Genomic DNA, 12,722 nt, shown 5'->3' with positions numbered 1-12,722 from the left:
CCCGCGCGCTCGTTCAGAGGCGGGCGAAGCCCTGCTCGATGATGTCGAGGCCCTCGTTGAGCAGGTCCTCGCCGATCACCAGAGGGGGCAGGAAACGCAGCACGTTGCCGTAGGTGCCACAGGTCAGGACCAGCAGGCCCTCCTGGTGGCAGGCCTTGGCCAGCGCGGCGGTCGCCTCCGGGGCCGGCTCCTTGGTGGCGCGGTCCTTGACCAGCTCGACGGCGATCATCGCGCCGCGGCCCCGGACGTCGCCGATGATGTCGAACTTCTCGGCCATGGCGGTGAGGCGGGCCTTCATGATCGCCTCGATGTTCTTCGCCCTGGCGTTGAGGTCCAGCTCCTTCATCGTCTCGATGGAGCCGAGCGCGCCCGCGCAGGCCACCGGGTTGCCGCCGTAGGTGCCGCCCAGGCCGCCGGAGTGCGCGGCGTCCATGATCTCGGCGCGGCCGGTGACGGCGGCGAGCGGCAGACCGCCCGCGATGCCCTTGGCCGTGGTGATCAGGTCCGGGACGATGCCCTCGTCCTCGCAGGCGAACCACTGGCCGGTGCGGCAGAAGCCGGACTGGATCTCGTCGGCGACGAAGACGATGCCGTTGTCCTTCGCGAACCGGCTGATGGCGGGCAGGAAGCCCTTGGCCGGCTCGATGAAGCCGCCCTCACCGAGCACCGGCTCGATGATGATCGCGGCCACGTTCTCCGCGCCGACCTGCTTGGCGATCTGGTCGACGGCCTGGGCGGCGGCCTCCGGACCGGCGTTCTCCGCGCCGGTCGGCCAGCGGTAGCCGTAGGCAACCGGGACGCGGTACACCTCGGGCGCGAAGGGACCGAAGCCGTGCTTGTACGGCATGTTCTTCGAGGTCAGCGCCATCGTCAGGTTGGTACGGCCGTGGTAGCCGTGGTCGAAGACGACGACCGCCTGCCGCTTGGTGTAGGCGCGGGCGATCTTGACGGCGTTCTCGACGGCCTCGGCACCGCTGTTGAACAGGGCCGACTTCTTGGCGTGGTCGCCCGGGGTCAGCTCGGCCAGCGCCTCGGCGACGGCGACGTATCCCTCGTACGGCGTCACCATGAAACAGGTGTGGGTGAAGTCGGCGAGCTGCGCGGACGCCTTGCGTACGACGGCCTCGGCGGAGGCGCCGACGGAGGTCACCGCGATGCCGGAACCGAAGTCGATCAGGCGGTTGCCGTCGACGTCCTCGATGATGCCGCCGCCCGCGCGCGCGGTGAAGACGGGCAGGACGGAGCCCACACCCTGCGCGACCACGGCCGTGCGGCGGGCCTGCAGCTCCTGCGACTTCGGGCCGGGGATGGCGGTGACGACGCGGCGCTCCTGCGGAAGTGCGGTCATGGGGGCTCCTGGGTCTTGCGCGATCTGTGGGATCTTACGGACGCTTGTCTTCTTTTCTCGCAGGCTAGGACCGGGACCGGGGAGCGGGCATGCTCCATGTGGGCGTTGTCGGCGGTGTCGGTTGTCCGCGATGGACATGTGGTGGACGTGGCGCCATAGGGACACGTCCACGCGGGCCCGGCCGCGTAAGCGGTGAACTCTCCTTGGGAGGGCGTTAGATTGGCTCGCTGATGGTGGACGGAGCGGCTGGTCAGGGGGCAAGGGCGATGGACAGCGACGGGAACCGGGACGCGCGGGGTACGCACGCGAATCCTGTACCGCGTCCGGCGGGACCTCCCGAGGTGCCGTCGGTGCCGCCGCGTCCGGTGCGGGCACCGGGGACGCCGGGTGTGCCGCCGCTGCCCGACGGCTCCGCGTTCCTGACCTGGCTGCGCACGCCGCGCCCTCAGGCGCTGCCCGGCGTGTGGCGGTTCGGACACCGGCCGCGGCCGGAGGAGGAGCCCGAGCGGGTGCCGGGACGGCAGCTGCTGAGCGGTGCGGTGATCGCGTTCCTCGTCGGCTGGCTGATCTGGTCGCTGCTGTGGAACGGCTACCTGGGCGGCTGGTGGCTGCTGCCCCTGTACGCGATGGTCCCGGACTCCTGGGCCCAGCCGCACAGCTTCGGCTCGGTCGTGGTCGTCTACGCCTACTACGTCCTGATCGCCGGCATGATCATGATCGGCGTCGGCAGGCTCGGCCGCTGGAGCGAGATCTGGCGGCGCTACGGCCCACCCGCCTGGCGCCGCGCCGCCCCGGGCGGCGGGCCCCCGCCCGCTCCCGAGGAAGACCCCGCCGCCTGGCCCGCGCTGCGCGCCGCCGGCGCCCACGACGCGGCCGAACGCCTCGCCGCCGACGCGCGCCAGGGGCTCATGCGGGATGTCGACCACGCCCGCATCACTCGCGCCTGGCAGGGCGTGCAGCGGGGCCGGCACAGTCTCGCCACCTTCACCGGCGCGGTGCTCAGCCACGGCGCCGGCGCCTGCCCGCACCCGTCCGGCGCCCGCGACCTGCCCGCCCGGCGGGCCCGGCACGACCTGGTCACCGGACAGGTGCGGATCGGCACGGCCGCCGACGACGCCCGCAACCCCTACGCCTACCGCGGCAGCGGCCTCGCCCTCGGCCCCGACCTGCTCGGCACCTCCCTGCTCGCCGTCGGCCCGGCGGGCTCCGGCAAGACCGGCAGCGTCGTACGACCGCTCACCGAGTCGCTGTGCCTGCACGCGCTCGCCGGACGGGCCGCGGTCGTCGTGGTCGGCGCCGCGGGCGCGGACCTCGGCCCGGCCGACGCCTACGACGTCGTCGTACGGATCGGAAACCCGGACTCCGTGTACGACCTCGACCTGTACGGCGGCACGACCGACCCGGACGAGGCCGCGGTCGTGCTCGCCGAGGCCCTGGCCGGAGACCTCGCCGAACCCCACCCGGGCAGCGACACCCGCCGCTCCACCACCGTCCTCGCCCAGCTTCTCGGCCCCTTCCGCGCGGTGCACGGCCGCTTCCCCGGCGTACCGGAGCTGCGGCAACTGCTCGACGGGGCCCCAGGCCCGCTGGCCGAGCTGCGCGAGGGACTGCGCGCGGCCGGGCAGGACTCGCTGCTGCGCGAGCTGGACGCGCGTGAGCGGCAGATGGGCCACCCCGGGGACGTGGGCGGCGTACTGGCCGACCGGGTGGCGCTGCTGGACCGGCCCGCCTTCGCCTCCTTCTTCGACACCTCGGGGCAGTCCCGGCCGTTCTCGCTCAAGGCCCTCGACCACCCGGTACGGGTCCGCGTCGACCTGCCCGAGCGCGGCCACGCGGACGCCTCCCGGATGCTGGCCCGGCTGATCCTCGCCCAGTTCACGGCGAGCGTCTCGGTACGGGAGGACCGGTCGCTGTTCGCCTGCCTGGTGCTGGACGACGCGAGCGGCGTGGTCACGCCGGAGGCGGTACGGGGCGTCCAGCGGCTGCGCTCGGCGGGCGCCGGGGTCGTACTGACCCTGCGCACCCTGGACGACGTACCGCGCCCGTTGCGCGGGCCGCTGCTCGGGTCCATCGGCTGCCGGATGGCGCTGTCCGGGCTCACCCCCTGGGACGGGCAGGACTTCGCCGAGGTGTGGGGCAAGGAGTGGACCGAGGCCCGGGACGTCACCGACCGGCAGATCATCGCCGAGACCCCCGCGGGCAAGGCCGTCCACATGGTGCGCCGGGTGATCACCGGGAAGGCGCCCACCGCACGGGCGGTGACCGTGCGGCAGGTCGAACGCGAGCGCTGGTCCGCGTCCGAGCTGGCGCACGCCGTGCCCGCGGGGCACGCGGTGCTGTCGCTGACCACGGTCAAGGGCGAGCACGCGCCGCCGCTCCTGGTGGACCTGCGCGGGTGACCTGTCCGGGGCGGGCACCCGGGGACCGTACAGTGAGGCAGAATCGACACAGGTCGTTCATACGCGGCGGCCAAAAGATCACAGGTGTCTCACACCTCGGCCACCTGACACCCGACACCTCGCCACTGACGCAGATCCGAAGGCCCAGGCCCCTATGCCCCCCACGCTCGCCTCCCTCGTCCACCACTCCGCGCTCAAGATGACCGTGCGCGCGGGCGAGGACCGCCTCGACGTGCCGGTGCGCTGGGCACACGTCAGCGAGCTCGCCGACCCCGTGCCCTACATGGAGGGCGGGGAGCTGCTGCTGATCACCGCCCTCAAACTGGACGCCGGGGACCCCGAGGTGATGCACCGGTACGTGAAGCGGCTGGTCGGCGCCGGTGTGGTGGGGCTCGGATTCGCCGTCGGCGTCAACTACGACGAGATCCCCGAGGCACTGGTGGAAGCGGCCCGCGAGGAAGGGCTGCCGCTGCTGGAGGTGCCCCGCCGCACCCCCTTCCTCGCCATCAGCAAGGCCGTGTCCGCCGCGATCGCCGCCGACCAGTACCGCGCGGTCACCGCGGGGTTCGCCGCCCAGCGCGAGCTGACCAAGCGGGCCCTGACCGACGGCCCGGAGGGGCTGCTGGCCGCGCTGGCCGCGCAGGTCGACGGCTGGGCGGCGCTGTACGACGCCTCGGGCGCCGTCGTCGCCGCCGCACCGGAGTGGGCGGGCCGCAGGGCCGCGCGCCTCACGGCGGACGTGGAGCGGCTGCGGGAGCGCCCCGCACCGGCCTCCTCCGTCGTCGGCGGAGCCGAGCACCCGGAACACCCCGAGAACGCCGACCGCGTCGAACTCCACTCCCTCGGCACCTCCCGCAGGCCCCGCTCCGCGCTCGCCGTCGGCACCGCCGCCGCCCTCGGCACCGCCGAGCGGTACGCCGTCCACTCCGCCATCGCCCTGCTGACGCTCACCACGGAACGCTCGCGATCCCTGCACGAGGCCGGGCTGCGCATCGACGCCGCCGTACTGCGCATGCTGCTGGCCGGCGAACCGGACCACGCGCGCACGGTCGCCGGGGACCTGTACGGCGGCCTGCTGGACGCGCCTTTCCGGATGATCGTCGCCGAGTCGGCGTCGGCGTCCGCCGCGCGGGCGCACAACGGGCCGCACGCGCGCGTGCCGGCCGCCAAGACCAGGCCCACCGCCGCCGCGCTGGCCGCCGCCGACACCGACGGCGACCCGCTCGGCGCGCTCGCCGAGGTCGTCGAGTCCGCGGCGGCCCGGTCCGGTGAGGCGGTGCTGGTCGTCCCCGAGGGCGGACGGCTGGTGGTGCTGGCCACCGACGGGGGCGCGGCGGTCGCGGCCTGCGTCGAGTACGCCTCGGCGCTGGAGTCCGGCCGCCCGGCACCGGAGCCGAAGGCGGGCGGCGACGAGGAGGGCCTGGTCGTCGGCCTGTCGGCGCCCTCCGGGCCCATCGCCGCGTCCGCCGCCTACAAGCAGGCCGAGCAGGCCCTGTCGGTGGCCCGCCGGCGCGGACGCGTCTGCGTGGAGCACGAGCACCTGGCGGCCGGGTCGGTCCTTCCGCTCCTCGCCGACGACGCGGTACGCGCCTTCGCCGACGGCCTGCTGCGGGCGCTGCGCGACCACGACGCCACCGGCCGGGGCGACCTGGTGGCCTCCCTGCGCGCCTGGCTCTCCCGCCACGGCCAGTGGGACGCGGCGGCGGCCGACCTCGGCGTCCATCGGCACACACTGCGCTACCGGATGCGGCGGGTGGAGGAGATCCTGGGCCGCTCCCTGGACGACCCGGACGTGCGGATGGAGCTGTGGCTGGCATTGAAGGCGACCTCGCCCGACTGACCGGCCCGTCCGGGCGTTCGAGGACGAGGCCGCCCGGGGCGAAGCGGGGCCCGGGCGTCAGCCCTGGGGACGGGACGGGAAGGCGCGGCGGGGGCGTCAGCCCTGGGGACGGGACGGGAAGGCGCGGCGGGGGCGTCAGCCCCGGGTACCGGACGGGAAGGCGCGGCGGGAGCGAAGGACCTCTCCGCGACCCGCCCCCCGGTCACCCCCACATAGCCACCACGTCGAACCCCGCACCGCCACCACTACGACTCGGACAAACACCCTCCCCGCCGCCCCGCCCTACCGTGGACCCCGCACCCCGTACAGCCGTACGCACACACCCCCAACGCGGAAGGGCCGGGACTCCACAATGACTTCCACCCACGCTTTCTGGCTCGCCGGCCGCCAGGCCACCGGCGAGGCCGGCTTCGACGTCACGTCCCCCTGGGACGGCAGCAAGGTCGGCACGGTGAGCCTGCCGACCGACGCCCAGGTCGAGGAGGCCGTGGCCGCCGCGTACGCCGTACGGGACGAGTTCGCCGCCACCCCCGCCCACGCCCGCGCCGCCGCCCTGGACCACGTGAGCCGCCGGCTGGCCGAGCGCACCGAGGAGATCGCCCGCCTGATCTCCGCCGAGAACGGTAAGCCGATCAAGTGGGCCCGCGGCGAGGTCGGCCGCGCGGTGTCCGTCTTCCGCTTCGCGGCCGAGGAGGCCCGCCGCTTCAACGGCGGCGAGGCCCAGCGCCTGGACACCGACGCGGGCGGCCAGGGCCGCCTCGCCCTCACCCGCCGCTTCCCGAAGGGCGTCGTCCTCGGTATCGCGCCGTTCAACTTCCCGCTGAACCTGTGCGCCCACAAGATCGCCCCCGCGATCGCCGCCGGCGCGCCGATCATCCTCAAGCCGGCCCCCGCCACCCCCCTCTCCGGCCTGATCCTCGGCGAACTGCTCGCCGAGACCGAGCTGCCCGCCGGTTCCTGGAGCATCCTCCCGGTGCCCAACGACAAGATGCCCGCCCTCGTCCAGGACGAGCGCCTGCCGGTCATCTCCTTCACCGGCTCCGAGACCGTCGGCTACGCGATCATGGACTCGGTCCCGCGCAAGCACTGCACCCTGGAGCTGGGCGGCAACGGCGCGGCCGTCGTCCTCGGCGACTGGGCGAGCGACGAGGACCTGGACCGGGCCGCGACGCGCATCGCGACCTTCTCCAACTACCAGGGCGGCCAGTCCTGCATCTCCGTGCAGCGCGTGATCGCCGACGCCGCCGTCTACGACCGACTGCTGCCGCGCGTCGTCGCCGCCGTCGAGGCCCAGGTCACCGGCGACCCGAACGACGACGCGACGGACGTCGGCCCGCTGGTCAGCGAGGCCGCCGCCGAGCGCGTGGAGGCGTGGGTCCAGGAAGCCGTCGAGGCGGGCGCCACCCTCCACACCGGCGGCAAGCGCGACGGCGCCTCGTACGCGCCGACCGTCCTCACCGACCTCCCGGCCGGCACCACCCTCGCCCGCGAGGAGGTCTTCGGCCCCGTCCTCAGCGTGCAGAAGGTGAACGGCGAGACCGAGGCGTTCGCCGCCGTCAACGACTCCAAGTACGGCCTCCAGGCAGGCGTGTTCACCCACGACCTCCAGACCGCCTTCCGCGCCCACCGCGCCCTCGAGGTCGGCGGCGTCGTCATCGGCGACGTCCCCTCCTACCGCGCCGACCAGATGCCGTACGGCGGCGCCAAGCAGTCCGGCGTCGGCCGCGAGGGCGTCAGGTTCGCGATGGACGACTACACCTACGAGCGGGTGCTGGTCCTGACGGGGCTCGCGCTCTGACCGGAGCCACACCGTAGAAGGCCGACGGCCCGAACCCACTGTGCGGGGGTTCGGGCCGTCGGCGCGTACCGTGCCGGGCGGGGCGGGCGGCGGCCTAGCCCCCCACCAGCGCGGCCACCAGCCGGTTCATGGCCGGTCGTGGGTCGGGGGCGCCCGGCCAGCCGGTCATCAGCAGGTGATGGGCGGTGCCGACGACGGCGAGGGCCACGGTGTGCGGGTCGGTCGTGTCCGGCAGCCGTCCGAGGTCTCGCTCGGCCTCCAGATAGCCGACTATCGCCTCCTGGACGGCGCCGAAGCCGGGGCCGCCGTCCTTCATGGCCTCGCGCACGCGTGCCGCCGCGGTCGGGCGTGTCATGGCCAGGCCCGACAGAGCGGGGCCGCCGCGGTCGAGGAGCGAGAGCGCGACGGCTTCGAGGTTCCCGGCCACCGTGCCCTGCCCCGCGAGCCCCGCCATCGCCCGCGCCTTCGCCGCCGTACGGGCGAAGCGGTCGAGGCAGAGTTCGGCCACGAACTCGTCGAGTCCCGCGAAGTGCGTGTGCAGCAGCCCCTTGGCGCAGCCGGCCTCGGTGGTGACGGACCGGCTCGTGAGCGCGCCCGGCCCCTCTCTTTCCACGATCCGTTCGGCGGCCGCGAACAGCCGCTCGCGCACGTCCGGCGTCGCCACTCCACGGGGTGACATGGGCCTCTCATCCTTCCGGCGTTCGGCGCCGCGGGCGGCGCGACCTCTCGGATCGTATGGGCATTGCCAGTATGGGCGCACGCCCATAAAGTTTGGGCGAGCGCCCATTATTCACTCCGTCCTCAGGAGGCAGTCGTGTCGGAGATCGTCAACACCGAGCAGGCGCAGGCGTGGAACGGCCCCGAGGGCGCCCACTGGGCGCGCAACCAGGACCGGTGGAACGCCGTGAACGAAGGCTTCGACGAGCCACTGCTCGACGCCGCCGGACTCACCGAGGGCCACCGGACCCTCGACCTCGGCTGCGGCGCCGGGCAGACCACGCGCCTCGCCGCCCTCCGCGCACCACGGGGAAGCGCCCACGGCATCGACCTTTCCGGCCCCATGCTGGCCGAGGCACGGTCCCGGGCGGCGCGGGAGGGCATCACCAACGCCACCTTCACGCAGGGCGACGCCCAGTCGCACCCTTTCGAGTCGGGCGCGTTCGACGCGGCGATCAGCCGCTACGGGGTGATGTTCTTCGCCGACCCCGAAGCGGCCTTCCGCAACATCGGCCGCGCCCTGCGACCCGGCGGCCGCCTGGCGTTCGTCTGCCCGGCCGAGCCCTCGCTCAACGGCTGGGTGACGGCCATGGCGGTACTGCGCGACGTCCTGCCGCTCGGTGACTTCGACGCGCCGGGACTGCCGGGCATGTTCTCCCTGGCGTCCCCGGAGCGGATCGGCGCCGTCCTCACCGCCGCGGGGTTCTCCGGCGTGACCGTCGACCCGGTCGAGGCGTACGGGGCATGGGGGCACGGAGCCGATGACGCGGCGGAGTTCCTGCTGAACACGGGGCCCGGCCGGCACTTCCTGAGCCAGGTCGGCACGGCCGCGCGGAACCGCGCCCGGCACGTGCTCACGGACCATCTGCGCGCCCGAGAGGCGGCCGACGGCACGGTCCGGCTGCGCAGCGCATCCTGGCTGGTCACGGCGGACCGCCCGGTCGATCCGACAGCCGCCCCCTAGGAGCCGGGCACAGTCCCCGCCGGCCGGGAAAGCAGGTCCCGCAGCGTCGCGCGGGACCGGTCCCAGGTCCACTCCGTACGCACCCAGTCCCGCCCCTTCCCGCCCATCTCGCGGGCGAGCCCGGGGTTGCGCAGGAGCCTGATCAGGCGGTCCGCCGTCGCCGCCACCGAGCGGCCGTCGACGACATGCCCCGTCTCGCCGTCACGCACGGCGTCCGGCGCGCCGCCCGAGTCGCCCGCCACGACCGGGAGTCCGGACGCGGCGGCCTCCAGATAGACGATGCCCAGCCCTTCCACCTCCAGGCCGCGCCTGCGGGTACGGCAGGGCATCGCGAAGACGTCGGCGGCGGCGTAGAACGGCGGGAGCGCGTGGTGGGGATGGCCGCCCGCGAAGGCGACCGAGTGCGATACCCCCTCGCGCAGGGCCAGTTGACGCAGCTCGGACGCGTACGGGCCGTCACCGACCAGGAGCAGTACGGCGTCGGGGACCGCCCTGCGGACCCAGGGCAGCGCCCTGATCAAGGTGTCCTGGCCCTTGCGCGGGACCAGCCGGGCCGCGCAGAGGATCACCGGGCGGTGGCCGAGACCGTACCTGGTCCTGATCGGTCCGCCGTCCACAGCGGGATGGAACGCCGTCGTGTCGACGCCGGGGACCAGGCGAGCGGACCGGGTCCCCGGCGCGAGGGCCGCCTCGATGGGGCCCCGGGTGCTCGCGCCCAGCCAGGTCAGCGTGTCCACCTCTGTGCCGATGCGGCGCAGCAGGCCCCGTGCGCCGGGAGTACGGGCCCACCACACCTCGTGACCGTGGGTGGTGGCCACGGCCGTACGGATGCCCGCCGTGCGCCGGAGCCGGCCCGCCATCAGTCCGAGGGGTGCCGCCGCGCCGAACCACACCCGGTCGCAGTGGTATCGGCGGGCCACGGACGCGGCGTGTGCGGCGACGCGGGGCGTGGGCAGGAGGGTGCGGGCCCGGTCGCGGATCACCGGGTACGGGAACGGTCCGCCGGGTTCCGTGGCGGCCGCCGGTGCCTTCGGTGGCGCGGGTGCCGCCGAGGCCGAGGTGAACACGACCACCTCGTCGGGCGGGAAACGGTCGGCCAGTTCCCGGACGAAGGTCTCGATGCCGCCCTGTCCGGGCGGGAAGTCGTTCGTGACGATCAGGGTGCGGGCAGGGGAGTCGCTCGTCATGCGAGGGCCTTCTTGACGGAGGGAACGACGGCGGTTGCGTGGTGCGGTGCCCGGTGGGCCAGAGCGCCGAGCACCAGCGGACAGACCAGGTAGCCGAAGCGCGTCGCCGGCATCAACGCCGTCGCCAGGCCCAGGCCGAGCGCGAGTCGCCCGGCCGCCGCCCGTACCGTCGAGGGAGGGCGCACCACCAGCGAGAGGGCGATCAGCAGCGCGCCGACCGAGAGGAACGCGACGGCGATCACCGTGCCGCCGGGGACGTACTCCGCGAGCAGCCACCCGGGCAGCGGACTCGCGGCGGGGGAAGCGGTGGCGCTCAGGCCCAGCGGGAAGGCGACGACGTTCCGGTAGAAGCCGGCCGGGTCGGCGAGGGCGAAGGGCAGTACCGCCGCCGTCGCCGTGGACAGGCCCACGGCCGCGCACCGCAGCGCGGGCCGGCCACCCCGGCGTACGGCGATCAGGGCGAGCGCCACGGGAAGCGCGGGCCAGGCGGTCCACTTGAGAGCGGCGGCGGCCCCGAGCGCCAGGCCGGCCCGGCCCGGACGCCCTCGCCCGGCGAGTGAGAGGCCGAGGCACATCAGGCCGGCCACCGGCAGGTCGATCCCGCCCACCGCGAGGGGCAGCGCGACCAGCGGGCAGGCGAGCAGCCAGGCGCGGTGCAGTCCGGCGGCGGCGAGGGACGCGACGAACGCGCCGCCCAGCCACCATCGGGCGTCCCCGGGGAGCACGCCGAAGAGTGCCGTCCCCGGCAGGTAGGGATTGAAGTCGGCCACGGCCACGGGGTCGGTGACGTACGGACTGCCGGACGTGAGCAGCAGCAGCCCCGACCGCTCGACGACGGCGACCTCCGACTGCCCGAGCCCCGCCGCGACCAGGCCGACGAGCGGCACCACGACGGCCCCGAGCACCGCGACCGCTCGGGCCGCGCGGAGCGGGACGGAGCCGGACGTCAGGAGCGCCGCGACCGCGTATCCCGCACCCGCCACCCACCCCCACACCCGGTGCGGCCCCAAGCCGGACGCCATCGCGAACCCCGGCGCGACGACCGCGCACCCGGTCCACGCGTACCGTTCGACGCGCCTGGCGGCGTATGCCGCGGCATGCTCCTCAAGGTTCTTCCTCATGTCCGTCGACGCTAGGAATCCGCAGGCCGGAAGGCGTCAACCGAGGCTCCGCACCTGGAACTCAACCCGTGGTACGACATCCGCCCGCGGACTCGACCCGAGCGGTGACGCGCGCCTTCGCCCCGGCCGGGATCATGGGCGCATGAGTACGTCGCTGCAACGGCGGTTCCGCGCCTGGATCGCCGCACCCGCCTACCCCTGGGCCACCGGCGGTGTCCTGACCGCCGGAGCGGTCACGGAGCTGATCGTCATTCCCGGCTCCGTGACGACCACGGTCGGGGTGCTCGTGTCCGCCGCCTCGCTGATGTGGCGGCGGTCCTTCCCGCCCGTCGCCGTGCTCACGGTCGCGGCGGGCCTCCTCGGGTTCGCCGGGGACGTCAACCTGTACCTCTCGATCGTGGCGAGCGGACTGGTCGGTTGCTACTCGCTCGGCCGGCACCGGGTACTGCACCCCGCCGTGACCGTCGCCGGCGGCGCGCTCGGCGCCCTGTGCGTGAACGTGGTGCACATCAACACCTGGTCGCGGATGGAACTGCCGGTTCCCGCACTCTGGGAGCAGGGCTCGCTCAGCCTGTTCGCCGAGTCGTTCCTGCTGACCGTGGTCATCTTCGGGGCCGTGATGATGGGCGACGCGGTGCGCTCCCGGGAGGAGACCCGCACCGAACGGAACCTGGCGCAGGCCCAGTTGATCGCGATGGAACGGCAGCAGGCCGCCGAGGCCGAGCGGGCCGCCATCGCCCGTGAGCTGCACGACATCGTCTCGCACTCGGTGTCGATGATCGCGGTCCAGGCCGAAAGCGCCACGTACACCACCCCCGGACTGACTCCCGAAGGCCGCGAGGGCTTCCAGCAGATCGCCGCCACGGCCCGCTCCTCGATGGCGGAACTGCGCCGTCTCCTCGGCGTCCTGCGCACCGCCCCGGGCGATACGGCCCTCACCGCTCCGCAGCCGACCCTCGACCACCTCGCCGAACTGGTGGAGCAGCACCGGGCGGTGGGCGGCGTGGCCGAACTGAAGGTCACCGGGGAGCGGGTGGCGCTGCCCGCCGCGTGGGAGCTGTCCGCCTACCGGATCACCCAGGAGGCGCTGACCAACGCACGCAAGCACGCGCCCGGCGCCCGTACGGTGGTGGAGCTCGACTACGGCGCCGACCGCCTGCTCACGCTGCGCGTCCGCGACGACGGACCCGCGCCGGGCGCCCGTCCGGACCCGGGCTCCGGCACGGGCCACGGTCTGACCGGCATGCGGGAGCGGGCCGCGCTGGTCGGGGGCCGGCTCAGCGCGGGCGTGCGACCGGACGGCGGATTCCTGGTGGAGGCGGAACTCCCCTGGGGGACCGGGTGACAC

Annotated in this window: 9 protein-coding genes; 5 read left to right on the top strand and 4 right to left on the bottom strand. The window is 74.4% G+C overall.

Going from position 1 to position 12,722, the window contains the following annotated elements:
• Positions 1 to 13 precede the first annotated feature (13 nt).
• On the bottom strand, positions 14 to 1,348 hold the full coding sequence (gene gabT, locus ACIQ6R_RS30105) for a 4-aminobutyrate--2-oxoglutarate transaminase (RefSeq protein ID WP_404224752.1): 1,335 nt from the start codon (positions 1,346 to 1,348) through the stop codon (positions 14 to 16).
• 266 nt (positions 1,349 to 1,614) lie between these two features.
• On the opposite strand from gabT, the gene ACIQ6R_RS30100 reads away from it, so the two are divergent.
• From ACIQ6R_RS30100 to ACIQ6R_RS30090, 3 genes are all read left to right on the top strand, one after another.
• Complete coding sequence (locus ACIQ6R_RS30100) at positions 1,615 to 3,747, top strand: ATP-binding protein (protein WP_404182996.1); 2,133 nt, start codon at positions 1,615 to 1,617, stop codon at positions 3,745 to 3,747.
• A gap of 154 nt (positions 3,748 to 3,901) precedes the next feature.
• Entirely contained in the window at positions 3,902 to 5,587 is a 1,686-nt protein-coding gene (locus ACIQ6R_RS30095; protein WP_404182993.1) for a PucR family transcriptional regulator, read from the top strand.
• A 352-nt stretch (positions 5,588 to 5,939) separates the two neighbouring features.
• Positions 5,940 to 7,385, top strand: coding sequence for an aldehyde dehydrogenase family protein (locus ACIQ6R_RS30090; RefSeq protein WP_404224751.1), 1,446 nt, complete (start codon positions 5,940 to 5,942; stop codon positions 7,383 to 7,385).
• A 94-nt stretch (positions 7,386 to 7,479) separates the two neighbouring features.
• On the opposite strand, the gene ACIQ6R_RS30085 is transcribed toward ACIQ6R_RS30090, so the two are convergent.
• Positions 7,480 to 8,064, bottom strand: a complete 585-nt coding sequence (locus ACIQ6R_RS30085) for a TetR/AcrR family transcriptional regulator (protein WP_404182987.1) — start codon at positions 8,062 to 8,064, stop codon at positions 7,480 to 7,482.
• Positions 8,065 to 8,199: 135 nt separating this feature from the next.
• On the opposite strand from ACIQ6R_RS30085, the gene ACIQ6R_RS30080 reads away from it, so the two are divergent.
• On the top strand, positions 8,200 to 9,066 hold the full coding sequence (locus ACIQ6R_RS30080; protein ID WP_404224750.1) for a class I SAM-dependent methyltransferase: 867 nt from the start codon (positions 8,200 to 8,202) through the stop codon (positions 9,064 to 9,066).
• Here the strand turns inward: ACIQ6R_RS30080 and ACIQ6R_RS30075 are convergent.
• The gene (locus ACIQ6R_RS30075; RefSeq protein WP_404224749.1) at positions 9,063 to 10,253 is read right to left on the bottom strand and encodes a glycosyltransferase family 4 protein; all 1,191 of its coding nucleotides are present in this window, start codon (positions 10,251 to 10,253) and stop codon (positions 9,063 to 9,065) included. The genes ACIQ6R_RS30080 and ACIQ6R_RS30075 overlap by 4 nt on opposite strands.
• Positions 10,250 to 11,374 (bottom strand): glycosyltransferase 87 family protein, encoded by a 1,125-nt coding sequence (locus tag ACIQ6R_RS30070; RefSeq protein ID WP_404224747.1) that lies wholly within the window; start codon positions 11,372 to 11,374, stop codon positions 10,250 to 10,252. Before ACIQ6R_RS30070 ends, ACIQ6R_RS30075 begins: the two co-directional genes overlap by 4 nt.
• 142 nt (positions 11,375 to 11,516) lie before the next feature.
• Between ACIQ6R_RS30070 and ACIQ6R_RS30065 the strand changes: the two genes are divergently transcribed.
• Positions 11,517 to 12,719, top strand: a complete 1,203-nt coding sequence (locus tag ACIQ6R_RS30065) for a sensor histidine kinase (RefSeq protein ID WP_404224745.1) — start codon at positions 11,517 to 11,519, stop codon at positions 12,717 to 12,719.
• The last annotated feature ends 3 nt before the right edge of the window (positions 12,720 to 12,722 follow it).

It is taken from the genome of Streptomyces sp. NPDC096048 (genome assembly GCF_044763415.1).
In the GTDB taxonomy this organism is placed as follows: Bacteria; Actinomycetota; Actinomycetes; order Streptomycetales; family Streptomycetaceae; genus Streptomyces.
Note: the sequence above shows the minus strand (reverse complement) of the source record. Positions and strands in the feature narration are given on the sequence as shown.